The organism is Gallaecimonas pentaromativorans (assembly GCF_003751625.1).
GTDB classification, from domain to species: domain Bacteria; phylum Pseudomonadota; class Gammaproteobacteria; order Enterobacterales; family Gallaecimonadaceae; genus Gallaecimonas; species Gallaecimonas pentaromativorans.
The window spans coordinates 292485-316483 of the sequence record NZ_RJUL01000007.1 but is presented as its reverse complement, the minus strand read 5'-3'; the positions used below and the strand labels follow the sequence as shown (position 1 = coordinate 316483).

The 23999-nt window shown below is 62.2% G+C and carries 22 protein-coding genes; 12 read left to right on the top strand and 10 right to left on the bottom strand.

The features are described 5' to 3' along the window. Positions 1-114: 114 nt before the first annotated feature. Entirely contained in the window at positions 115-1206 is a 1092-nt protein-coding gene (locus EDC28_RS14575) for a pyroglutamyl-peptidase I family protein (RefSeq protein WP_123422086.1), read from the bottom strand. 114 nt (positions 1207-1320) lie between these two features. After that, positions 1321-3903 (bottom strand): glycosyl hydrolase family 18 protein, encoded by a 2583-nt coding sequence (locus EDC28_RS14570; protein ID WP_123422085.1) that lies wholly within the window; start codon positions 3901-3903, stop codon positions 1321-1323. A 394-nt stretch (positions 3904-4297) separates the two neighbouring features. Here EDC28_RS14570 and EDC28_RS14565 point away from each other — a divergent pair, with 394 nt between their 5' ends. From EDC28_RS14565 to EDC28_RS14550, 4 genes are all read left to right on the top strand, one after another. Beyond that, positions 4298-4867, top strand: coding sequence for a DNA-3-methyladenine glycosylase I (locus EDC28_RS14565; protein ID WP_123422084.1), 570 nt, complete (start codon positions 4298-4300; stop codon positions 4865-4867). Positions 4868-4952: 85 nt separating this feature from the next. Next, complete coding sequence (locus EDC28_RS14560) at positions 4953-6944, top strand: methyl-accepting chemotaxis protein (protein WP_123422083.1); 1992 nt, start codon at positions 4953-4955, stop codon at positions 6942-6944. A 51-nt stretch (positions 6945-6995) separates the two neighbouring features. Beyond that, positions 6996-7892, top strand: a complete 897-nt coding sequence (gene rarD, locus EDC28_RS14555) for an EamA family transporter RarD (RefSeq protein WP_123422082.1) — start codon at positions 6996-6998, stop codon at positions 7890-7892. 36 nt (positions 7893-7928) lie between these two features. After that, positions 7929-8246, top strand: a complete 318-nt coding sequence (locus tag EDC28_RS14550) for a hypothetical protein (RefSeq protein ID WP_123422081.1) — start codon at positions 7929-7931, stop codon at positions 8244-8246. 36 nt (positions 8247-8282) lie between these two features. On the opposite strand, the gene uvrD is transcribed toward EDC28_RS14550, so the two are convergent. Genes uvrD through lptM form a run of 7 tightly spaced genes read right to left on the bottom strand, consistent with a single transcriptional unit; the run spans position 8283 to position 14913 of the window. After that, positions 8283-10439, bottom strand: coding sequence for a DNA helicase II (gene uvrD, locus EDC28_RS14545; protein WP_123422080.1), 2157 nt, complete (start codon positions 10437-10439; stop codon positions 8283-8285). A 32-nt stretch (positions 10440-10471) separates the two neighbouring features. Continuing rightward, complete coding sequence (locus tag EDC28_RS14540; protein ID WP_123422079.1) at positions 10472-11179, bottom strand: HAD-IA family hydrolase; 708 nt, start codon at positions 11177-11179, stop codon at positions 10472-10474. Next, positions 11176-12066, bottom strand: coding sequence for a tyrosine recombinase XerC (gene xerC / locus EDC28_RS14535; protein ID WP_123422078.1), 891 nt, complete (start codon positions 12064-12066; stop codon positions 11176-11178). Before xerC ends, EDC28_RS14540 begins: the two co-directional genes overlap by 4 nt. After that, complete coding sequence (locus EDC28_RS14530; RefSeq protein WP_050659738.1) at positions 12050-12724, bottom strand: DUF484 family protein; 675 nt, start codon at positions 12722-12724, stop codon at positions 12050-12052. The genes xerC and EDC28_RS14530 overlap by 17 nt, the downstream gene beginning before the upstream one ends. After that, positions 12721-13545: a diaminopimelate epimerase gene (dapF, locus tag EDC28_RS14525; protein ID WP_336391546.1), complete on the bottom strand. Its 825-nt coding sequence runs from the start codon at positions 13543-13545 to the stop codon at positions 12721-12723. The genes EDC28_RS14530 and dapF overlap by 4 nt, the downstream gene beginning before the upstream one ends. A 7-nt stretch (positions 13546-13552) precedes the next feature. After that, the gene (lysA, locus tag EDC28_RS14520; RefSeq protein ID WP_123422076.1) at positions 13553-14794 is read right to left on the bottom strand and encodes a diaminopimelate decarboxylase; all 1242 of its coding nucleotides are present in this window, start codon (positions 14792-14794) and stop codon (positions 13553-13555) included. Continuing rightward, a complete protein-coding gene (lptM, locus tag EDC28_RS14515; protein ID WP_083445928.1) occupies positions 14791-14913 on the bottom strand; it encodes an LPS translocon maturation chaperone LptM in 123 nt (40 codons plus the stop codon). The genes lysA and lptM overlap by 4 nt, the downstream gene beginning before the upstream one ends. 78 nt (positions 14914-14991) lie before the next feature. Here lptM and cyaY point away from each other — a divergent pair, with 78 nt between their 5' ends. Then, a complete protein-coding gene (gene cyaY, locus EDC28_RS14510) occupies positions 14992-15321 on the top strand; it encodes an iron donor protein CyaY (protein WP_123422075.1) in 330 nt (109 codons plus the stop codon). Between the two features lie 6 nt (positions 15322-15327). On the opposite strand, the gene EDC28_RS14505 is transcribed toward cyaY, so the two are convergent. Further along, positions 15328-17679, bottom strand: a complete 2352-nt coding sequence (locus EDC28_RS14505; RefSeq protein ID WP_123422074.1) for a class I adenylate cyclase — start codon at positions 17677-17679, stop codon at positions 15328-15330. 129 nt (positions 17680-17808) lie between these two features. Between EDC28_RS14505 and EDC28_RS14500 the strand changes: the two genes are divergently transcribed. From EDC28_RS14500 to EDC28_RS14470, 7 genes are all read left to right on the top strand, one after another. Continuing rightward, complete coding sequence (locus tag EDC28_RS14500; RefSeq protein WP_123422073.1) at positions 17809-18201, top strand: DUF2914 domain-containing protein; 393 nt, start codon at positions 17809-17811, stop codon at positions 18199-18201. Between the two features lie 37 nt (positions 18202-18238). Continuing rightward, positions 18239-19171, top strand: a complete 933-nt coding sequence (gene hemC, locus EDC28_RS14495; RefSeq protein WP_123422072.1) for a hydroxymethylbilane synthase — start codon at positions 18239-18241, stop codon at positions 19169-19171. Further along, the gene (locus tag EDC28_RS14490) at positions 19168-20943 is read left to right on the top strand and encodes a uroporphyrinogen-III synthase (RefSeq protein ID WP_123422071.1); all 1776 of its coding nucleotides are present in this window, start codon (positions 19168-19170) and stop codon (positions 20941-20943) included. Before hemC ends, EDC28_RS14490 begins: the two co-directional genes overlap by 4 nt. Continuing rightward, positions 20940-22061, top strand: a complete 1122-nt coding sequence (locus EDC28_RS14485) for a heme biosynthesis HemY N-terminal domain-containing protein (protein WP_123422070.1) — start codon at positions 20940-20942, stop codon at positions 22059-22061. The genes EDC28_RS14490 and EDC28_RS14485 overlap by 4 nt, the downstream gene beginning before the upstream one ends. Beyond that, positions 22030-22467, top strand: a complete 438-nt coding sequence (locus EDC28_RS14480; protein ID WP_123422069.1) for a hypothetical protein — start codon at positions 22030-22032, stop codon at positions 22465-22467. Before EDC28_RS14485 ends, EDC28_RS14480 begins: the two co-directional genes overlap by 32 nt. 64 nt (positions 22468-22531) lie before the next feature. Then, on the top strand, positions 22532-22939 hold the full coding sequence (locus EDC28_RS14475) for a YbaY family lipoprotein (protein ID WP_123422068.1): 408 nt from the start codon (positions 22532-22534) through the stop codon (positions 22937-22939). A gap of 93 nt (positions 22940-23032) precedes the next feature. Further along, positions 23033-23998 (top strand): AEC family transporter, encoded by a 966-nt coding sequence (locus EDC28_RS14470; RefSeq protein WP_083445929.1) that lies wholly within the window; start codon positions 23033-23035, stop codon positions 23996-23998. The last annotated feature ends 1 nt before the right edge of the window (position 23999 follow it).

Here is a 23999-nt window from a genome sequence, read left to right as displayed (position 1 = left end):
CAGACCGGTCATATCCACGCTGCATCCGGCCAAAATACAGCAAGTATCCAGCGAGAAAGAAAAAATGCCAGTCAGCTTAACTGACTGGCATTAGCCGCTTGGCTGCCTTTTTTGTTATTGGAGGGTGCCCGTCGCCTGGGTCAGCATGGAGCCCAGTTGTTTGACGATGGCCGCTTCCTTGGCCTTGTCGTAGGCCTCGATGCGCGGGGTGTGGATATGGCCGGTGGGGATGTGGCTTTTCAGCAGGTTGCGCAGGCGAATGGCGCGGTAGCTTATCTCGTTGGACAGATAACCGCCGCCGGAGCCGTTCACCGACACCTGGCCGTCCAGCTCGAAAAGGTGCTGGGGCTCGCGGTCGCCAGCCAAAGTGGTGACCTTGCGGTTATCGTTCATTTTAAAGGGGCCTTCGCCGTCCTGTAGGGCATCAACCGGCAGGCTAAGGGCTACGAACTCCTTGCCAGACAAGGGCTTGCCGTAGAGCAGTGGCAGTTTGGGAACGGCGGCTGTGGCGCCGGTCATCACCCGTAGGTTGTCCGGAGCCTCGGCGCTGCGGCGCTTGCCCGGGAAGCGCTCGATGTCGAAATCGCTGCGGCCCATGGATACCGTCACCACCATGTCGGCGGTGTGTTGGGTGTAATAGGGCAGCAAGGTCTGCTCGATAAGGCCCTCGTCAAAATCGGCAAAACGCACCGGCACCAGCACCGTTTCTAGCTGCGCCTTGACGCCGTCTTTTTCCAAAATGGTGCCGTCCAGCAGCAAGGCCGCCAGCCCCGAGGGGTTGGACTGGTCGATATGGCGGTCCAGGAAGAAGGGGTCAAAACCGGTCAGCAAAATGTGTTTGATACCGGGTTTGAAGTGAACGTCTTCGATGCCGCGGCTGACCCGCTCAAAGCGGCGCAGCAGCTTGTCTTTTTGCGCGTCGGGCAGCGCCAGTGCCCGCAGTTTGGCTTTGCCGGCCAGGCGAAACCAATAAAGGGGCCTGTCGTCGAGCTGGGTTTTGGCGATGTCCTTACCCAGGGTAAAGCCCTGGCTGGCCACCTCGACCACGGTGGCCATATCGGGGCTGGCGCTCAGGCGCGCCAGCAGCGGCTTGAAAGGTTCAATCAGGCCGGGCATGGCGGATTCGGCCTTGGGCAGGCGGTCTTCTTCTACGTCGGCCAGGGCCGGCAGGGTGAACAGTGCCAACAGCAACAGGGTTCGGAACATGGCTATCTCCTTGATTAGGCTAAGCGTCGCAGAAAGGCGCTGCGGTTAAAAGCGCCCTTGGCCCAACCTCGGTGCGGCTTGGCGAAAAAAAGCCCCGCGAAGCGGGGCTGTCGGTTATTGGCAACTGGCCTGGCCGATATCTACCCACACCGAGGCCACCCCCGGCTCTTCGCCTTTGGTCCACCATTGGGCGCGGTAGTGGCGGCCGTTATGGTCCACCTCATCGCCGCCGTTATAGGCCACGCCTGCCTGCCAGGTTTGAGCCACGTCAGACACCAGTGCCCAGGGGCCATCGGCCTGGCTGGGGGTGTCGCCCTGGGTCCAGTATTTGGCCTGCCATACCAGCCCCTGGTAGCTCACCTTGTCGCCACCGGTGTAGACGGTGCTTGCCTCCCAGGCCGGGTAGTTGCCGGCGTTGGGGGCGCTGGCATCGCAGCCGCTGCCGGCCGGGCTTACTACCAGGGTGGTGCTGGCGCTGCTGCTAAGCCCCTCGGCGTCGGTGACGGTCAGGCTGATGCTATAGCTGGTTTGGGCCGAGACGCTGGGCGCCGTCAACACCAAAGCCGGGCTGGTGAGGCTGGCGGCGCTCAGGCCATCGGCGAGGCTCCACTGGTAGCTCACCTCGCCTTCATCAGACACCGTGGCGTTGATGGTCACAGCCCCATTGCTGGCGGCCAGTACCTGGGCCGGTAGGCTGACCGACGGCGCTTGGTTGGCCGCTGGCGGATTGTTGGTGAGGGTGACGGTGTCGGTGCTTTCAAGGGCGCCGTCGGACACGGTCAGGGTAAAGCCATAACCGGTGGTGGCGCTGACCGCTGGCAGGGTAATGCTCAGGGCACTGCTGTTGGTGCCGGCCAGGGTCAGGGCCGGGCCGCTGCTTTGGCTCCAGCTAAAACTCAAGGTGTCGCCATCGGCGTCGCTTGAGGCGCTGCCAGAAAGGGTAACGGTGACCGGCCCGGTGACCGACTGGTCGCTGCCGGCGCGGGCTACCGGGGCGTGGTTCTGGTTGCCGCTGCCTTCGCCGTTGCCCAGGCCTTCATTCATGGCGTTGAGGATATCGCCGTTATCGGCGTCTATTTCCCAGGCAAAGAGGCCGCCCAGGTTGTGATTGAGCACGTACTGGCCCTTGGCTTTGACCGAGCGGGGGTCGTCGTAGGTGATGAGATCGCCGGTGTCGGCCTTGAAGATGTAGGGTGCCTCGGCGCTGGCATCGTAACCGTATTGCCAGGTGGCGCGGTACTCGTTGGCGATTTGCCGATAATCCACCACCCCGGCTTCCCAGGTGCCTTTGACGGCGCCGGTGGCGGTGCCGCTGAAGGGGTCGCCATCGTTATAACCCGACACCCCGGTCCAGCCGCGGCCGTACATGGCGGCCCCTACCACCACTTTGCCCGGATCGACGCCCTGGGCCAGCATCGCCTGCACCCCTTTGTCGGTGGTGTATGGGGTGTCCGGTTTGTTGGCCGGCGCATAGAGGGCGGTCTGGTTACCGAGATTCTGGGTATCAAAGGCGCCGAAGAAGTCGTAGGACATCAAAAAGTAGTGGTCCATGTACTGGGCGGTGGCCTGGTAATCGACCTTGGCGATTTTGTCCGGCCCGGCGCTGATGGCCGAAGTCAGTTCCAGGGTGCGGCCGGTGTCGGCTTGCACCCTGTCGAGCATGGCCCGCAGCTCCTGCATCAGGGCCTGGTAGGTGGCGCCGTCGCTGGGGCTGCCAAGCGCCGGGTTGGCGCCCTGGCCACCGGGGAATTCCCAGTCGATATCGATGCCGTCAAAGAACTTCCAGGTGCGGATGAATTCTTCTACCGAGTCTACAAATACCTTTCGCTTGGCGGCGTCGCCCAAGAAGTAGAAGGGATCAGACAAGGTCCAGCCGCCGATGGAGGGCAAAATTTTAAGACCGGGGTAGGCTTTCTTCAGGGCCATCAGCTGGCCGAAGTTACCCTTGTAGGCGCTGGCAAAAGTTTGGCCGGCCTGGGTTTTTTGCAGGGCCGCGAAGGGGTCGTGCAGGGCGACCTTGAAGTCGTCACGGCCGGCGCAGGCCCTCTGCAGGGCGGCAAAGCTACCCTCGATGGATTTGAGGCTGTCGTTGATGCCGTCGCCACCGCAGATGGGAATAAAGCCGTACAGCAGGTGGTTGAGGTTGTACGCCGGGATCTTGTCCACCGGGAAGGCGCGGCCATAGACCCCCCATTCCACAAAGTAGGCTCCCAGCACCTTGCCGGATTGGTCGGTGTAGGGGGTGTTGTTCTCACCGGCGTTGAGGGTGATGGGGTCCAGGTGACTACCGTCGGTATCGGCCACGGTGATGGTTTTGGCGTCGCTTGAGGTGCAGCCGTCGTCGTTGCAAAGTGCCACCTGCAGTTGGTACTGGCCCCCTTTGTTGATACTGAGGTTGGCCGAGCCGGTTTGGGTGGCGCCGCCACTGGTGCTTTGCTCCAACACCACGGCGCCGTTCAGCAGGTATTGCACCCGGGTGGCGCCGTCGCCGGCGTATGCGGTCCAGGCCATCGGCACCGACACGCTGTCGTGTATCGTCAACAGGTTTTGGTAGGCGGTGGCGGCATCGTCCACCTCAATAAGGGCAAAGCTGGTTTCCATCCAGTCCAGGCTGGGTTTACCCGGCGCGGCGGCCAGGGCCGGGGTGGTCAACAAGGCGGCCACCAGGGCCGGCAGGAGTTGTTGTCTGTGGTGCATGAGATCCTCGCAAGGGTTTATTTCTGGGCAACAACGCCGACGGCTTGCACCGACAGCTCGTGGTGACAGCGTTGTCATTTTGTATCGTATAGAGGCAACAATCGTCCTTTACCCTAGGCATGGTGCCGCGTCTTCGCCCCGATCTGGCTCACAGTTTTGCCGGGCAAATCCCCGGTGCTTTGGGCGCAATGTGCCTGGCCTGATGGCGCCGTGCCGCAATGTAAGGTAGCTGTTATTAAAGGGTTTTTATGGAAAGTGAATCAGTCTCGCCTGTTCGGTTTTGCAGGTTTTTTCACCAGGGGGCCAGCCTGCGCCGGTAACAAGGCGGCGCGCTCTTGTGGCCAGGGCCGGGCTCGGGCAAGGTGGGAGCACTTTTACTTATGGATGAGCCAAGATGGACACCCTTTTTCGCTGCCCCTGGTGTGGGGACGACCCGCTCTACCAGCACTATCACGACACCGAATGGGGCCGCCCGGTCCATGATGACCGCACCTTGTTCGAGTTCCTCATCCTTGAAGGCGCCCAGGCCGGGCTGTCGTGGATAACGGTACTGCGTAAGCGCCAGGCCTACCGCGATGCCTACCACCAGTTCGACGTGCATCAGATAGCGGCCTATGCCGACGCCGACCAGCAGCGGCTTTTGGCCAACCCCGGCATAGTGCGTAACCGCCTCAAGGTGGCGGCCAGCATCGACAACGCCAAGGCCTTTATCCGGGTGCAGCAGGAATTTGGCAGCTTCGACGCCTACCTCTGGGCCTTTGTGGGTGGCCAGCCTATCGTCAACCAGCCCCGCACCTTGAGTGACGTGCCGGCGGTGACGCCCCTGGCCGAGCAGATCAGCAAGGATTTGAAAAAACGCGGCTTTCGCTTTGTCGGCCCCACCATCATTTATGCCTTTATGCAGGCAGTAGGGATGGTGAACGATCACCTGCTCGACTGCCATGTGCGCAATCTGCCGGGCTGACAGTAAAAACTCTTGCGTGGTCTAGACTTAGCTTCTTGGCCTTTACAGGCGCGGTAAATGATTTACCAGCCACGCAGGAGGAAAGATGCGACGCTTACTGGCCCGGCTCAAGTTTGTCCACGCGGTATTGATAGTGTCACTGGTGCCCCTGGCGGGGCTGGTGTTTTTGTGGGGGGTGCACTTTAGCACCCTGGTTAAGGAGTCAGGCCAGGCCGCCAATGCCGTGGAGCTGGTAGCACTGGTGGAGGCGGCGTCCAACCTGGCCCAGCAAGGAGCGGCAGAGCGGGGCCTTAGCGCTGGTTTTCTGGGCTCGGCCGGTAAAAAATTTGGGCCAGAACTCGCCGAGCAGCGCCAGAAGCTGGACCAGGCCATCAGCCATTTTCAATCGGTGCCGGTTGCCCACTTGGGTAAGCGCAGCCAGGCTCTTTTTAACCAGCTGCAACAAACCCTTGATAACCGCAGCGAGATCCGCCACCAGGTGGATAACCTCAACCCCCAGAGCGGCGCCTTTGGTTACTACAGCCGCCTTAACGACCTGGCTCTGAACCTCTCATCCCGCCAAGCCTTGCAGCTGTCAGATCTGCCGTCGTTAAAAACCCTGCTGGACGGCATTCTGGCCCTGTATTGGAGCAGTGAATACGCCGGCCAGGTGCGGGGACTTTTAAATGGCGCCTTTGCTCGCCACAGCCTTGATAACAAAGCCTTTGCCATGGTGCTCAAGGCCACCACCTCGGAGCAGGATCAGCTGGACCGCTTCATGTCTCTGGCCTCGGTAGAAGCCCAGGGGGTATTGGAAAAGGCGCGCCAGCAGCAAAGTTGGCAGCAGGTGGAGGCCATCCAGCAGACCGTGGCGGATGGCGGCCCCAGCGACACCCTGGCCGACCCCTCAAACGGCCAGTGGTTTGCCCTGGCCACCCAGCGCATTGCCGCCATCAAGCAGGTTTCCGGCGCGCTTAACAGCAAGTTTGTGGCCGAGGCGCACCAGATTAAGCAGCGGGCCTTGAACGGCCTGTGGATCACCCTGGCAGTGAGCCTGGTGGTGCTGTTGCCTCTTTGCTACCTCATTTTCTCCCTGACCCGCTCCCTTAAAAAGCGGGTTGCTTATGTCGACGACACCCTCAAGGCCATCACCCAGCAATCCGACCTGACCCTGCGCCTCGGTGACAACCGGGCCGACGAATTCGGCAACATCAGCCGCTCCATCGATGTGCACCTTGAAGAGGTCAACGGCATTTTCAAAGGCTTCCACGGCACCGCCAGCTCGGCCAGCCGCACCATGCACAACATTATCAGCTCGGCGGGCCGCGCCAACGCCAATGCCGAGCAGCAGAACCAGAGCGCCGATCAGCTGGCCCACGCCATGGATGAAATCGCCCAGGCCTCGGCGGAGGTGTCGGCCAGCATGCAGCAGGCCAGGGATGCCATGAACCAGGCCCACAGCCATGTCGGCAGCAGCCAGCGGCTTACCGATACCGTCACCCAGGGTTTTGAGCAGTTGACGGTGTCCATCGCCGAGAACCGCGAGGAGATCGAGCGCCTGGCCCAGCACAGCGGCGAGATCTCCGGCATTTTGGACACCATCACCGGCATTGCCGAACAAACCAACCTCTTGGCGCTCAATGCCGCCATCGAGGCGGCCCGGGCCGGCGAGCAGGGGCGGGGCTTTGCGGTGGTGGCCGACGAGGTACGCTCTCTTGCCTACAAGACCCGCGAGTCCACCGAGAGCGTACGGGACATGATAGAGCGCCTGCAGCAATCGAGTGCCAGCGCCTTGGCGGCCATGAACCGCAATGCCAGCCAGGTAAGTGAAACCGCTGGCAGTGTCAGGGCCAGCAGCGAAGCGGTGTCGCAGGTAACGGTGCAGATTGAGCGGGTGCAGGATCTGGTGCGCCAAGTGGCGGCTGCGGCCGAGCAGCAATCGGCCACCCTGGCCGAGGTCAACGAAGCCACGGTGGGCATTAACCGCCTATCCCAAGATACCGCCCAGCAGGTGAGCAGCGTGCACCAGGAGGCCGAGGGCTTAAGCGAGCAATTGCAGGCGTTGGAGAAGCGGCTCAGCGGTTTTCGGATGGCCTAAATACCGCAAGCTGGGTAGCATAGGGCGCTTTCCCAACTTCCCGGAGCGGCCATGGCCAGCGTGGATTCCAAAGGTACCCTGTATGCGTTGTCGGCCTACCTGCTTTGGGGAGTAGCGCCTGTCTATTTCAAACTGATCCAGGCGGTGCCTGCTGTTGAGATCCTCTCACACCGGGTGATTTGGTCCTGTGTGTTTCTGGTCGCGTTGCTGCTGGCGCTGGGCAAGGTGGGCACGGTGCGCCACGTGTTCAAGGACAAACGCCAGTGGCGCACCCTGATGCTCACCGCCTGCTTCATCGCCACCAACTGGGGGCTCTATATCTGGGCCGTCAACAATAACCATATCCTCGAAGCAAGCCTGGGCTATTACATCAACCCGTTGCTGAACGTGGCCCTGGGCATGGCGTTTTTGGGGGAAAGGCTCAGGCGGTTGCAGTGGTTTGCGCTGGCGCTGGCCAGTGCCGGGGTGCTGGCCCAGCTAGTTTACTTTGGCAGCCTGCCCTGGATAGCGCTGGTGCTGGCCTTCTCCTTTGGCTGTTATGGCCTGTTTCGCAAGAAGGTGCCGGTGGATCCGGTGGCTGGCCTCTTTGTAGAAACCCTGCTGTTGCTGCCTGCCGCATGCTTGTACCTGTGGTTTAACCCCAGCGCCACCGCCATGACCGAGAACCCCTGGTCGCTCAACCTGCTGCTGGTGGCGGCCGGTATCGTGACTACGGTGCCACTGCTGTGCTTTATCGCCGCCGCGCGGCACCTGCCGCTGTCGGTGCTGGGGTTCTTCCAGTACATCGCGCCGAGCCTGGCCTTTTTGCTGGCGGTGCTGGTGTACGGCGAGCAGTTCGACCCCCACAACGCCCTCACCTTTGCCTTTATCTGGGGCGCGCTGCTGCTCTTTACCTTTGATGCCCTGCGCAACCAGCGCCAAAGGGCAAAGCAGGTTGCCACCAGCTAAGCTCGGTTAAGGCAATGACAACAAAGGGAATAGCAGATGCGTGCTGTTGTGGTGATGCTGGCGCTGCTGCTCGGTGCCTGTACCCTGACCCGAGAAGTGCACGACCTTAACCAGCTGCGCTCAGGGGAGCCGGTGCTGGTGTCCCTGGCGGACGGGCGCCAGCTGGAGGGGCGTTTTGAGCGCATTGACGATGAAAAGCTCTACACCTCGGTCGGCGCTGTGCCTTTGAGCGAGGTGGCGCAGGTAGAAAGCCGTAAAGGGCCGGACGCCGAGCAAACCCAAGGCTGGGGCGAGCTATTCCAAAAAGGGGTGCTGGTGGCCATCGGCGTGATTGGGCTGGCGCTGCTGCTGTAGAAAAGCCGCCATCAAGGCGGCTTTTTCATCGGACGGTTACAGCACGTCTAGCCGGGCGTAAGCCACCACCAGCCATTTGGGGCCAGCCTCATCAAACGCCACCTGCACCCGCGACTGGGGGCCGGTGCCTTCGTAATTGATGATGATGCCGTCGCCAAACTTGCTGTGGCGCACCCGCTGGCCCAGGTTCAGGCCGGTTTCGTTGAACTGGTCGCTGCTCTTTTGGTACTGGGTGATGGGGCGCGTTACCTGGGTGCGCACCCGCACCTCTTCCAGGCATTCTTGGGGGATTTCCCGCAGAAAACGGCTGGGGGTGTGGTACTCGTCGCGGCCATAGAGGCGGCGCGATTCGGCGTAGCACAGGTAGAGTTTTTTCATGGCGCGGGTCATGCCCACGTAGCACAGGCGCCGTTCTTCCTCGAGGCGGTCAGGGTCGGTGACCGACTGCATCGACGGGAACATGCCTTCTTCCACCCCCACCACGAACACCAGCGGGAATTCCAGGCCCTTGGCGGTGTGCATGGTCATCATCTGCACCGCGTCTTCAAACTCGTCGGCCTGGGTGTCGCCCGATTCCAAGGCCGCGTGGGCCAAAAAGGCGTTCAGCTCGCTCATCTCCTCGCTACCTTCCGGCGGTTCGAAGTCCTGGGTGGCTGACACCAATTCCTCCAAGTTCTCCACCCGCGCCTGGCCTTTCTCGCCCTTCTCGGCCTGGTACATGGCAAAGAGCCCGGACTCCTTGATGGCGATGTCCACCTGGCGGCTCAGTACCTCGTCGCAGCCTTGCTCGTCGAGGTTGTCCACCAGGGTCATGAAGCCGCTGACGGCATTGCCGGCCCGGCCCGACAGCACCTTGGCGTCCAGCAATTGCCGGCAAGCCCGCCACAGGGTGGTGCCTTGCTCGCGGGCCTGCTGGCGCACGATACCGATGGTGCGATCGCCAATGCCACGGGCTGGGGTGTTCACCACCCGCTCGAAGGCGGCGTCGTCGTCGCGGCTTGCCATCAGCCGCAGGTAGGCCAGGGCGTCTTTGATCTCCTGGCGCTCGAAAAAGCGCAGGCCGCCATAGATGCGGTATTTGATGCTTTCCCGTAGCAGGGCGTCTTCCAGTACCCGCGACTGGGCGTTGTTGCGGTACAAAATGGCGGCGTCGGACCAGCGGCCACCGTCGTCCACCCAGGCCTGGATGCGGCTCACCACAAAGCGGGCTTCGTCGATTTCATTAAAGCCGGCGTACACCGACACCGGCTCGCCGCTTTTACCGTCGGTCCACAAGTCTTTACCCAGCCGCTCGGCGTTGTGGGCGATCAGGCCGTTGGCAGCCTTCAAGATGGTGCCGGTGGAGCGGTAGTTCTGTTCCAAGCGGATGGTCACAGCCGGGGCGAAATCGTCCAGAAAGCGGTGAATGTTATCGACCCGGGCGCCGCGCCAGCCGTAGATGGACTGGTCGTCGTCGCCGACGATCATCACGTGGCTCTGGGGCCCGGCCAACAGGCGCAGCCAGGCGTACTGGATGGCGTTGGTGTCTTGGAATTCGTCTACCAGCACATGGTGGAAGCGGGCCTGGTAGTGGTCGCGCAGGTGCTGGTTGTCGCGCAAAAGCTCCAGAGCCCGCAGCAGCAACTCGGCAAAGTCCACCAGGCCAGCCAGGTTGCAGGCACTCTGGTAGGCCTCATAGATCTGGTGCCAAAGGCGTTCCACCGGATCTTGCGGATCGATGTGCTTGGGGCGCAGGCCTTCGTCTTTCTTGGCGTTGATGTAGCCCATGGCCTGGCGCGGCGGCCACTTTTTATCATCCAGATTAAGGCTGCGCATCACCCTTTTGATGAGTCGCAGCTGGTCGTCTGAGTCGAGAATTTGAAAGTTCTCCGGCAGTCCGGCGTCCTGGTGGTGAAAGCGCAGCAGCCGGTGGGCCAGGCCGTGGAAGGTGCCGAGCCACATGCCCCGCAGCTGGCCGCCCATCAGCTGTTCCACCCGGCCACGCATTTCGCTGGCGGCCTTGTTGGTGAAGGTTACCGCCATCACCGCGTAGGGGGAGACGTTCAGCCCCTGGATGAGGTAGGCAATGCGGTGCACCAGCACCCGGGTTTTGCCGGAGCCGGCGCCGGCCAGCACCAGCAGGTTGGACTGGGGCGCGGCCACCGCCTCCCGTTGTTTGCCGTTAAGGCCTTCCAGCAGGTGCGCAATATTCATGGGAATTTATACAGTGGTGAGCGTGGCGGCCATTATAACAACTGGCGCAGCGAGGCCAATGTCTGGAACTCAAAATGCGGCAACAGCTTGCCTTTGTGCTGATCTTTGATGGCCAACCCTTGGGGGTTGTACCAGGCGGCCTGAAAGCCGGCGCCAAGGGCGCCTTCGATGTCTTCCCGCAGGTGATCGCCAATGTGCAGTATCGCCTTGGGAGTGAGCTTCAGGTGCTGGGCGGCGGCCAGGAACAGGTCCGGCGCTGGCTTCATGCGGCGGCTGCCACCGGCGTGGAAGGCGGCCTTGAAATAGGGGCCAAGGCCGAGGCGGTCGATGTCGGCGTTGCCGTTGGAGATGGCCACCAGTGGCCGGCGTGTGGCCAGCTGGGCCAGCAGTTGGTGCACTTCGGGGGCCAGGGCGCACTCGGAGCGCCATTCCAGAAAATGCCCCATGGCGGCATCGGCCAGCACCTCGGCCTGGCTGACACCCAGGGCGGTCAGACCCCGGGCCAGGGCCCGATGGCGGCAGGCGGTGGTGTCGTGGGCCAGGGCCGGCTCTTCCTGAATAACCCGCTGGCGCCACCCTTGGAAGTACTGGTAGCTGTCGTCACGCAGTTTGACCCGCTCGGCCAGCCAGTCGCTCAGGCGCTGCTCGGCGCGCTGGATGATGGGCCCGTTGTCGTACAGGGTATCGTCCAAGTCGAAGCTGATGGCGGCAATGGGCCCCAGGGGGCGGTAATGGATCATTTGCGTCTCGCTCTTGGATGGGCCGCGTCATACACCTGGGCCAGACGGTCCATGTCCAGGTGGGTATAGATCTGGGTGGTGGCCAGTTGGCTGTGGCCCAGTAATTCCTGTACGGCGCGAAGGTCGCCGCTGGATGACAACAAATGGCTGGCAAAACTGTGGCGAAGCCGGTGCGGGTTGAGGTGGCTGTCAAGGCCGGCCTTTTTGGCGTACTGGCCAAAGCGCTGCTGCACGGTGCGCACCGACACCCGGCTGCCGCGGCTGCTGATAAACAGCGCTTTCTCGCCGCCTTTGCTGAACTGGCCTCGCTGCTGGCGCCATTGGGCGATGGCCTCCAGGGCCTTGCCGCCCACCGGTACGATGCGTTCCTTGCTGCCTTTACCGGTGACCCGCACTTCGCCGTTATGGATGTGGTCTACATCTACCGCCACCAGCTCGGCCAGGCGCAGGCCGCAGCTGTACATCAGCTCCAGCATGGCTTTGTCGCGGATCAGCAGTGGGTCCTGGCTGGTGCCGTTAAAAAGGCGCTCGGTTTCGTCGAGATCCAGGGCTTTGGGCAGCCGCTTGGGCTGCTTGGGGGGCTTGACCCGGCTGGCGGGGTTGTCGCCCAGTTCCCCCAAATGCACGAAGTACTGGTAGCAGCTGCGCAGCGCCGACAGGCCCTGGGCCAGGGAGCGGGGCGACTGGCCACGGCGGCTTTCGAAGGCCAGCCACTGGCGGATATGGCCTTCGCTCAGCTCATCAAGCTGGTTAACCCCATGGTCTTTAAAAAAGGCGGCCTGGCTTTCTAGTTGGCGACGATAGCCCGCCAGAGTGTGGGCCGAGCGCTGGCGCTCGGCTTGCAGATGACGGTAAAAGCGCGGCAGCGCCTCAGCGAAGGCGGCCATGGCCGAAGCTGGCTATTTTCAGGGCCACCACCTCGCACAGCTGGCTGATCAGCAGGGCGTCCATGTCGGGCTGGAAATGCCCAGGGTCTGGGGAGGCAATCACCCAAATCCCCAGTAGCTCTGCATCTTTTCTGACCGGCATCAGCGCCAGGGAGCCGGCCCGCTGTGGGGCGTGGCCCAGCAGCAGCCGTTTTTCATCTTCGGTGAGGCGGCCAAAATAGGCGCCTTTTTCGAGGCGGGCATACACCGACTGCAGCGCCTTGTGCTGGGTTTCGGCCAGCCGGGCGCACAGCACCAGGCGGCTGATTTCCATGCCAAGGTGCCTGCGCACCCCTTCACCCAAGAGGGCGATGAGCTGGTCCAGGCTGCTGGACGCCATGGCTTCGAGGCTCAGGCGATGGCAGGCCACCGCCACCTGCTCGTTGTGCGCCGCCACCGACAACAGACCGGTGATTTCCTCTTCCAGGTTCTGGTGGCGATGGCGGGCCAATTCGAGCTGGCGCTCCAGAAGAGACACCGAGCCGCGCTCGCCGTGGGGCAGGCGCAGCCTTTCCAACAGCCTCGGGTTGCGGTGGAAGAAATCCGGGTTGGACTCCAGGTACTCGGCAATGAGGTCTTCATCCAGGGCCAGCAGGCTGGCGGTGTTGCTTTCGCTCATAGGTGTATCTGTCCGTCGTATACGTGCTCGGCCGGGCCGGTCATGTAAAGGGGCTCGCCAGGGCCGGCCCAACTGATGCTGAGGCTGCCACCGGGTAAGTCCACCTGCACCTTGCGGCCCAGTTTGTCCTGCAACTGGCCTACCACGGCGGCGGCGCAGGCGCCACTGCCGCAGGCCTGGGTTTCGCCAGCGCCCCGCTCAAAGACCCGCAGCCGGATGCGGTCTTTGCTGACCACTTCCATAAAGCCGACGTTGACCCCTTCGGGGAAGCGGTCGGAGCCGCCGATAAGAGGCCCTACCTGCTCGACATCGGCGGTTTTGATGCTGTCCACGGTCAGCACGCAATGGGGGTTGCCCATGGACACGGCGCCCACGAAAAAGGTTTGCTCGCCTTCGCGCAGAATATAGGTCTTTTCTTCCTTCTGGGCGCGAAAGGGCACTTGGCCCGGCTCCAGCTCCGGTATGCCCATGTTCACCGTGACCAGGCCGTCCTTTTCGATGCTGAGCACCATCTTGCCCTTCTTGGTGGACACTTTGATGCGGTTCTTGTTGGTCAGGCCCTTGAGGCGCACAAAGCGGGCAAAGCAGCGAGCGCCGTTGCCGCACTGCTCCACCTCGGAGCCGTCGGCATTGAAGATCCGGTAGTGAAAATCAAGATCCGGGTCGTAAGGGGGCTCGACAATGAGCAACTGGTCGAAGCCGATGCCGGTATGGCGATCAGCCAGTTTTTGCACCTGCTCGGCCGAGAAAAAAACGTTCTGGGTGACGTTGTCCACCACCATGAAATCGTTGCCAAGGCCGTGCATCTTGGAAAAATTGATCACATTGCTACTCCGCCAGCAACTGCTCGCCGGCCCACAGGCTTTCTACGGTTTCCCGCTGGCGCACCAGGTGGACCTTATCGCCGTCCACCATCACCTCGGCGGCGCGGGGGCGGCTGTTGTAGTTGGAACTCATCACAAAACCATAGGCACCGGCGCCACCAATGGCGACCAAGTCCCCTTCCTCGGCAGACAGCGGCACGTCTTTGGCCAGCCAGTCGCCGGTTTCGCACACCGGCCCCACCAGGTCGCTCATCGGGCCCTGGTTTTGGCTCTGGTTGACGGCCAGCACCGGCATTACCGCCTGATAGAGGGTGGGGCGCATCAAATCGTTCATGCCGGTATCGAGGATCACAAAACGTTTAAAACCGTTGTCCTTGGTCATTTCCACCCGGCCTACCAGAAGCCCGGCGTTGGCCACCAGGGCCCGGCCCGGCTCCATCACCAAGGTCAGGCTGGGGGGAATAAGGGGCAGCATCTCGGCCAGGTATTCGGCGGGTTTGGGGGGCTGCTCATTGGTGTACGTGACGCCAAGGCCGCCGCCGATATCCATATGGGCCAGCTCGATGCCGTCTTGAGCCAGGGTTTCTCTTAGCTCCATCAGCCGTTTGATGGCGTCGACAAAGGGCTGGGTCTGAGTCAGTTGCGAGCCGATATGGCAATCGACCCCCAGCACCTTGAGGTGGGGCAGGCTGGCGGCCTTACGGAAGGCGTCCGGCGCCATCAGGATGTCGATGCCGAACTTGTTTTCCTTAAGGCCGGTGGCGATGTAGGGGTGGGTTTTGGCGTCTACGTCCGGGTTGACCCGGATGCTGACAGGGGCCACCAGGCCCAACTCGGCGGCAACGCCATTGAGGCGGTCGAGCTCGGCCACGGATTCGACGTTAAAGCAGTGAATGCCGGCCTTGAGGGCCTGGGCCATCTCGCTGCGGGTTTTGCCGACCCCGGAGAACACCACTTTGGCCGGGTCACCGCCGGCGGCCAGCACTCGGGCCAGTTCGCCACCGGAGACGATGTCAAAACCGGCGCCTAGGCGGGCCAGCAGGTTCAGCACCGCCAGGTTGGAGTTGGCTTTTACCGCAAAGCAGATCAGGTGCTTACGGCCCTGAAGGGGGGTGGCAAAAGCCTGGTAGGCCTGCTCGATGGCAGCCTTGGAATAAATATAAAGAGGCGTGCCGAACCGCTCGGCCAGGGCGGCAACGCCCTGGTCTTCAACCCAAAGCTGCTGGTTCTGGTAATGGGCGCTCATGATGACGGCTCGCTGGGTTGGTTGACCGGGGCGGGGGCAGGCTTGTAGAGCGGGCCTTTTTGGCCACAACCGGCGAGAACGAGGCCAAACAGGGCCAGTAAAAATAAGCGCTTTTTCATCGGGATCGGCAATCGGATTTATCGGAATCTGGCCCTATAATCGCACTACCCATGGCAATTGCAAACCGAAGGTAGAAGATGAACGACAGCCAGTACGAAGACCTCACCGATGCCCTGCTGCTGGCCATTGAGGACGCAGTGGAAAATGCCGCCGACCAGACCGGCCTGGATATCGAAGTGGAGTCGGTTGGCGGCAAGGTCGACTTGGTCTTTCCCGACCACACCAAGATCATCATCAACAAGCAGCCCCCCCTGCAGCAAATTTGGGTTGCTACCAAGTTCAACGGCCATCATTTTGGCTATCAGGACGGGCAATGGGTGGATGTGCGAAGTGGCGCCGAGCTGCATGCCTTTCTCGACGAAGCGGTCAGCCTGCAGGCCGGCAGCCCCATCAAGCTGGCGCTCTGAGCCAGGTTACTCCGCCAGCGTGGTGGTGGTCAGGGGCTGCATCTGCCAGCCCTCTGTTCCCTCAAACAACTCGTAATACTGCGGCAGGTTGAAGGTGGTGCTGGGGCACAGGCTTTCTTTCTGGGTGTAGAAACGGCTGATGAGGTTGACCAAGTTGGCTTTATCCATGGCTGGATAGTGGTAGAAGCTCACCTGGTTTTGCTCGTTGGACACGTACAGGCTGTAGCCCTGGTCCTTACTGACAAAGAAAAACTGCACCAAACCGCTCAAGGCATGGCCGTAGACCGGTGCCGGTACCCGGTTTTCGCTGTCGTTGCCTTGCTGGGCCAGTTTGGCGGCGGAAAGCTGGGCGTAAAAAGCCACCGGATCGGTCATTTCCTGCCAGTGCAAAGTGCCGGCGTGGCGCCAGAACACCCACTTACTTTGTCCCACCGACAAACACCAAGGGCCCTGGGTGAGGCGCTGCTGGGCGGTGCTAATCAGCTCCAGCACCGTATCGGCAATGCTTTTACCCAACTGGCTGGCAAAGCAATGAATATGCACGCGGTTGGCGGCAACGGCGTCTTTGGGCATCAATGGCAACAATACCAGCAGCAGCTCGGCCAGGGCCCGCTCACCGCTGAAACTCTGCACTGAACTCTCGCCCCAGGTGTTGCGGATAACCAAGGTCAGCTCACTGACCAGCACCTGGCGCTCCTTGCCGAACATCAACGGGTTGATGGCCCCCTTCTGGCGGCGCACTTTGAGCTCGTCGGTGGCGTCTTGCTCCAGGTTGACGATGATCTGCGCCCGCTCCAATTGAGCCGGCTGGGCCAGGATCTGGTCGGCCGGGTCAGGCTTTCGGGTCAGCCAGGTCAAGCTGTCGCAAAGGCTGTCGAGGGTGTCCAGGCTCAGTTTGTCGCTTTCGAGCTTGAGCTCGGTGCGGCTGGTGATAAAGCCGTTCAGCAGGCACCAGGCCAGCAGGCCGGGCAATTCGGTCCACTGGTACAGGGTGCGGCCGCTGTCCGGGCAGGCCAGCTGCCAGTGCTGGTCGGTGGCTCGCACTATCAGCGCTTCCTGGCCCACTTCCACCTTGGGCGGCAGGCACAGCTGCTGCAGCTTGTGGGGCTTTTCGGCAAAGGCGGCGTCGAGCTTGCGGCTCAGTACCGTCAGTTCGATGGGGCAGAGCCTGGAGCTGGAACTGGTGCGGCGAAACAACTCTCGCGCCTCGTGGATGCCAGCCAGCATCTGCTCGCGTAGGCGCTCATGCCACTGCTTGAGCTCGGCCAGCGGCCAGCTGCGGTGCGATTGCAGCAACTGGCGTTTGTCGTTATCCCAACCCCAGGAAGCCGCCAACTCACCCAGCACTTGTGCGTGGTGGCTGGGTACCTGGTTGAGCTCGTCGCCGCCGCATTTGAGATACAGGCAGCAGCGGGCCATGTCCAAGTCCGCCGGGGCCAGCCCCTGGTGGGCCAGGTAGCGTTCCAGTTGCAGGTAAGGGTCCAGGGCCATCACGTCAGTTTCGCCCTGATGCAGGGCCCGGCGGGTCTCGTTGCTGAGCAGCTGCACCTTGGGATACTGGCGGGCGTACACCGACATCAAGGTCAGTTTCAATAGTGCCTTGTAAGGGTTCTCGATGCCCTTGTAGAGCAGCCACAGCATGGAGCCGAGAAATTCGTCGGCCGGGATGGGGTCCGGGGCGCCAAGGTCAATCCAGTGCTCGGGGTCGACGCCGTTGGCAAAGAGATGAGCCTTGGCCTGCAAATAGGGGCGGCGGTCGTCAGGGGAGATCAGTATCCACACCGGCAGTTGGCCGGCCAGGCAGATGGCGCTGCGGTAGAACTCGTCCAGCAGCAGCCAATGCTGGAAGCTGCCGCAAGACTCCACGTTCATGCCCTGCTTGTTGCCCTGGCGAAATTCGTCCGGGTCAATAAGGAAGAAGGTGATGTCCATGCCCTGGCCCTTACCCCAATCGCTCAGGCACTGGCACTTGGCCTTAAGGGCTTGGCGTTCTTCCAAGGTCAAGCTGGGGCGATGGCAGACCCAGATATCCAGGTCGGAATTGGGGGTTTGGCCCAGAGTGCCGGTGGAGCCCATGGAGTACACCGCCAGGATATCCCGGGTCTGCGGCGCCGCGGCTTTGATGCCCAGGCGCTTGGCCAAGCGTTTTCTCAACGGCTCGTCTTCGACGCCGCAAATGCCATGGGGCGCCGAAACTTCCCCACCTGGAAGCGCCGGCGACTGACAATGCAGTAGCGCCGGTACCAAATCGAACACCGCAGCCGCCTGAGACGTCATGGCCTTGCGGGCCAGTCGCCTTCTTTCAGCGTGCAGGGCGGCAATGTTCAGGGTGAGTTGGTCGAGACTAAGATAAGACATGAACCACTTAAAACGTTAATTCCGTCACATTTTAAACCTTGGCGATGCTTTCGCCAATGACCGATTTCCGGATCATCAGTGTGGCTATGGGTATACTGCTGACATTATTAGAAAAAAGGACTATTTAGAATGCGCAAATGGACATTTTTATGGCTGTTTTCGCTACTTAGCCCCCTGGTTTTTGCCCAGGCCAGCCTGGACCGCGCCTTGGTGTGCCGTGATGTGGTTCAGCGTGAGCCGGTGGGCATTTTGGACGGCAAACAATTGCCCGGTGGGGTTGACCAACTGGTGCTTTTTACCGAGGTCAGTGGCGCGGCTGGAGAAAAGATCCATCACCGCTGGTATCTTAACGGCCAATTGCAATCCGACGTGGCGTTGCCGGTCGGGGCCAATCACTGGCGCACCTGGTCGCAAAAGCACGTCCAGCCCGGCCAATGGCGGCTGGAAGTCCTTTCCGAAGACGGCCAACTGCTCTATGAGCGTGATCTGACCCTGGGCAACGTCGAAAGCCCGTCCTCCTAGTGGTAGGATGAGTTCAGTTCAATCCAAGGTTACCAAGATGTCCAACGCCGTTCGTATCGCTACCCGACAAAGCCCCCTAGCCCTGTGGCAGGCCGAGTTCGTCAAAGCCGCTCTGGAGCAGGCTCACCCCGGCCTGGTGGTGGAGCTGGTACCCATGGTGACCAAGGGCGACAAAATTCTCGACACCCCGCTGGCCAAGGTTGGCGGCAAGGGCCTGTTCGTCAAAGAGCTGGAAGTGGCCATGCTCGAAGGCCGGGCCGATATCGCCGTGCACTCCATGAAAGACGTGCCGGTGGATTTCCCTGACGGCCTGGGGCTGGTGACCATCTGCGAACGCGAAGATCCCCTGGACGCCTTTGTCTCCAACCAGTTTGACAGCCTTGACGCCCTGCCCGCCGGCGCCGTGGTGGGCACCTCCAGCCTGCGTCGCCAGTGCCAGCTGCGCGCCCGCCGGCCAGATCTTGTCATCAAAGACCTGCGCGGTAACGTCAACACCCGTCTGGCCAAGCTTGACGAAGGCCAGTATGACGCCATCATCCTGGCCTGCGCCGGTCTTAAGCGCCTGGGCATGGGCCATCGCATTAAAAGTGCTTTGAGCGCCGAGCAGAGTCTGCCAGCGGTGGGCCAGGGCGCAGTGGGTATCGAAGCGCGCCTCGATGACGCCCGTATCATCGCGCTACTGAAACCCCTTGGCCACGAAGCCACCCGCATTCGAGTAGCCGCCGAGCGGGCCATGAATACCCGCCTCGAAGGGGGCTGCCAGGTGCCCATCGGCAGCTACGCCATCCTTGAAGGCGAGCAGCTTTGGCTGCGCGGCCTGGTGGGCCGCCCCGACGGCAGTGCTATGGTTGAAGGCGAGGTTAGAGGCTTGGCCAGAGACGCCGAGCAGCTTGGCCAACAGCTTGGCCAGCAACTGCTGGACGATGGCGCCAAGGCAATACTTGAAGCGGTGTACGGACGAACCCTATGACAGTGCTGATCATCAGGCCACAGCCCCAGGCAGATCGCCTGGGCGCGGAACTCGACAAACACCGGATCTCGCATCTGGTGGCGCCGCTGCTGATGATCACTCCCCTGCCCGCCCCGGCCGAGTTGCCTGCCCTTCTGGCCGGTGCCAACTGGGTGTTGGTGGTCTCGGCCCATGCTGCGGCCGCGCTACCGGCGCCGCTGCCCAAAGGCCCCCGTTATGCTGCCGTCGGCGAAGCTACCGCCCAGGCGCTGAAAAGCGCCGGCGCCGAAGCGGTGCTGGTGGCCGACCCGCCCGACTCCGAAGGGCTGCTGGCTCAGCCGGCGTTGGCCAAGGTCCAGGACGAACAGATTTTGATTGCCAAGGGAGAAGGGGGCCGCGACCTCCTTGCCACCACCTTGCGTGAGCGCGGCGCCGTGGTTGAAGAGCTGGCGCTTTATCGCCGTGAGCCGGTATCGCTCCCGCCCCAGGTGCTGCTGGACTGGCAGGACAAAGGCGTCGATAAGGTGCTGGTAACCTCCAACAGTCTGCTCGATGCCCTGCTGGATACCGCCGCTCCCCATCTGCTGCCCTGGTTGCAAGGCCTGACCCTGCTGGTGCCCTCGAAAAGGGTCAAGGACTATGCCGCCACCAAGGGCTTTACCAAACTGGTGCAACTAAAAGACGCCTCTGACCAGGCCGTTGTCGATTACCTCAAGGAAAGTGCCTCTCCCATGACGGATACCCCGACTTCTGCGGCGCCCAAAGCGGCGGCCGACCCTAAATCTTCGCCCAAGGCCGCGCCGGCCAAAGCCGCCGTCGCCAAACCCAAATCGGCCAAGGGGCCGCTGGCCCTGGCGCTGCTGGCCTTGCTGCTGGGTGCCGGCGCCCTGGGACTGTCTGGCTGGCAGTATTATCAGCAGCAACAGGCTCTCGCCAACCGGGCGCCGACGGTGAGCCCGGCCCAGCTAAGCGCCGCCGAGCAAAGCCTGAGCGGCAAGCTGGCCGGGCTTGAGCAGCGTCAGCAGCAGCTGGCGGGCCAACAGCAAAACCGCCTCGATGGCTTCCAGGGTCAGTTGGACAAGCTCTGGAACCAGCAGCAAAAAACCATCAGCTGGCCGCGGGAAGAAGCCGCCATGCTGGTGCGTATGGCCAACCGCCGCCTCTATCTGGCCCAGGATTTGACCGTGGCCAAGGCGCTGCTGAAAGATGCCGACGCCAGCCTTAAGCAGCTGCCTGAAAGCACCGATGTGCTGGCCTGGCGCCAGGCTATCGCTGCTGATATCGCTAGCCTCGACGCCCAGCCCAAGATTGACCGCACCGCCATTGCCATGCGCTTGGAGGCGCTGACCCGCCAGGTGCCCAAGCTGCCCATGAATACCGTGCAGCTGCCGGCCACCGACGGCCAGCAGCAAGATCTCACCCTCACCGAGGACGAAGGGGATTGGCGCGACAACCTAGCGAAATCCCTGGAACGCTTTGCCGACAAGTTCATCACCATTCGCCGCCGTGAAGATGGTGTCAAACCGCTGCTTAGCCCCAGCCACGAAGCCTACCTGCGCGAAGACTTCAAGCTGGCGCTCAGCGAAGCAAAACTCGCCATGTTCGCCGGCGATGCCAGCCGCTACCAGGCCAGCCTGCGCCAGCTGCTGGATTGGCAAAAAGCCTATGGTGACAGCAATAACGAGAGCTGGAAGGCCTTTGCCGACGAATTGACGGCGCTGCTGGACACCCCAGTCAGCCTCAGCCTGCCTGGCCAGCTTGACTCGCTGCGCCTGGCGGAGGCCGCGCAATGATAAGGCTGCTGATCCTCCTTGCCATCCTCATTGCCGGGCTTATTGCCGGGCCGCTTTTGATGAACAAGACCGGCTATGTGCTGATCGCCCTGGGCGATTACACCATCGAAACCACAGGGGTGGTGCTGGCCACCTTGATTTTGGTGCTGATGGGGCTGATCTGGTGCCTGGACTGGCTGGTGCGGCGCATCGCACGCTCCTTTGGCTCCTCCAAAAGCTGGTTTAGTGACCGTTCCGGCCGCCGCGCTCAGAAGAAAGCCTCCAAGGCCTGGGAGCAGCTGTGGCAGGGCCATTACGGCCAGGCTGGCGCCGCCTTGGCGGCGGCCGTGCCCCATGCGCCGTTGCCGGATTTCCCGCGCCTGGCCGCGGCGTATGCCGAGCACCGCGCTGGCGACAAAGACGAGCGAGACCGCCAGCTAAAAGCCCTGGACCAGCCCCTGGCAGGGCCTGCCATGCTGCTGCATTTAGGGGATGTCGAGGCGGCCCGCAAAGCCTTTGACGAACTGCCCGCCGAGCTCAAAGACGCCAAGAGCGGCAATGCCCTGGCGGCGCGCCTGGCCCTTGCCGAAGGGGACATGGCTGGCCTTTGGGCCAATATCGATGCCCTGTCCGATAGCGACCGCGACAAATACTACCAGCAGGCCTTCCAGGCCCGGCTGCGGGTTGCCAGCCAAGAAGGCAGCGCCAGCTTGTCTCGCCTTGAGCAGGTGCTGGATAAACAAAGCCGCCAGCGCCCCGAAGTGCTGGCCTCCCTGGCCCTGGCCCATGGCGCCTTGGGTGAAAAGGCCAAGGGCCTGGATCTGGTGATGCCCGGCATCAAGAAAGATCCACAGCCCCAGCTGCTGGCCACCCTGCCGGTGCTCACCGATCACGAATCAGCGGCCAGCACCCAGCGCCAGCTGCTTAAATGGCACCATGGCCGTGACCGCGATCCGGCGCTGCTGGCCTGCCTTGGTGGCCTTAGCCAGGTGCAGGGCGACCTGCGTGAAGCCCGCCGTTACCTCGAAGCGGCCCTGCAACTCAAAGACGAAGGGGCCTGGCGCCAGCGCTTGGCCGAAGTGTTGACCAAACAAGGTGATTTCCAAGGTGCGGTGGAACAGTATCGCCGCCTGGTCTAGGCGGGCGGGCTGCCTGGCCGCCGCGCTGCTGGCGGCCGCATCCTTGCCGCTACAGGCGGAGGAGCCGCTGTTGTCTTCCCGCTTTATGGACATCGCCTACCCCAGCCGCGACGCCTTTGTGAAAGACTTGCTGCGCCAGCGGCGCCCGGCGGATCTGGACGCTCCCGGCGCCCGCTACCGCGCGCCTGTGGTGTCGCCGGTGTTGTGGCAAAACAAGGAAGCGGTAGTGCTGACCCAGCAGGCGCTACTGAACGGCCAACCCTATCACCTGGTGGTATTTATTGTCGGCGCCGACAACAAGCCGCTATACCGTGGCCGGCGCTACCACATTGAGTGCCGCCTGGCCGGCCGCTACACTCGCCAGCAAGCCATCGACAGCTGCCGCACCCAGCAGCAGGGCAACTGATTCAGGTTGCATTGAAGCCCATCCGTTAGGCTCATCCCGCCTCTTTTTGCCGACGGTACCGACAATGAAAACTTGGTTGCTGAGCCTGCTGCTGTTACTGGCGGCCTGCCAACCCGACAACGGCCCGTGGTTACACGGCCAACTGCACCTGCCCATGGACGCGAAAATCCCGGCCGATGCCGCCCTGGTGGTGAGCTTGGATACTTTCGAGAGCCCGGACGCCCCCATTCACACCATCGTCAAAGCCCGCCTGGACACCCGCACCTGGCCCCATCCCTATCGGCTGGCCCTGCCCAAGGGCCTGGGCGAAGACCACACCCAATACGTGGTCAAGGCGCAGATCACCAACAAGGACGGGCAGCTTTTATACGTGACTCAGGTGCGCAGCAGTGTCGATCTTCGCCGCCTGGACGAACCGGTAGACGTGCTGCTGGTGCCGGTTGCCGGCCAGCGGGAAGCGCAGGGCCTTTGACAGGCCAAAGCGGCCATACGACGTTTCGCTACTTGAGCTTGGGCGCCAAAGCGGTTTTGATATGATCCCAATCATTTTCACGTAGTACCGCTTATGACCACCCGCCTCCAGGGCCTGGCGCTTTACTGGGACACCCTGCTGTTTACCGCCAACATGGTCGCTCCCATCTTCCTGTTGGTGCTGCTTGGGGCCCTGCTCAAGCGCTGGCGACTGTTGGATGACGCCTTTGTGCAGACCGGCTCGCGGCTGGTGTTCCTGGTGTGTCTGCCGGTGCTGGTGTTTTTGTCTATCAGCCAAACCCATATCCGCCAGGTGCTGGATCTGCGGTTGATGGGGCTGACGGCGGCGGCGGTGCTGCTCACTTTCCTCGGCTGCGCCTTCTGGGCCAGGCTCAAGGGTCTGGCGGGGGGCGACCGGGGCGCCTTTGTGCAAGGGGCCTTTCGGTCCAACTTCGGCATCATTGGCCTGGCCATGGCGGTCAGCCTTTTTGGTGACAGCGGCCTGGCTAGGGCCTCGGTGCTGCTGGCCCTTGGCATTCCCATGTTCAACGTGCTGTCCATTGTGGCGCTGTCCAGCGGCACCGAACAGAACTGGGCCGCCACCCTCAAGAATGTCTGCAAGAATCCGCTGATCATCGCGGTGGTGGTGGCGCTGCCTTTTTCCATTTTGGAAGTGCCGATGCCGTCTATCGTCACCGATGCCGCGGGCTCCCTGGGTAAAATGACCCTGCCGTTGGCGCTGCTGACCATCGGTGCCACCTTGAACCTCAGGGATATGCGTTCAGACTCCAAACTGGCCATTCAGGCCAGTTTGGTCAAGCTGCTGTGGATGCCGGGGATCTTCAGTTTTATTGCCTGGCTGATGGGCTTTGACGGCAAAGACGTGGCGCTGCTGTTTGTGATGCTGGGCTCACCCACCGCCGCCGCAGCCTTTGTAATGGCAAGAGCCATGGGCTCCAATGCCCAGCTCACCGCCAATATCATCCTCGCCTCAACCCTCGGCTCGGTGCTGAGCCTGTCTGGGGGCATTTACGTGATGCGCCTGGTGGGGCTTATCTAAG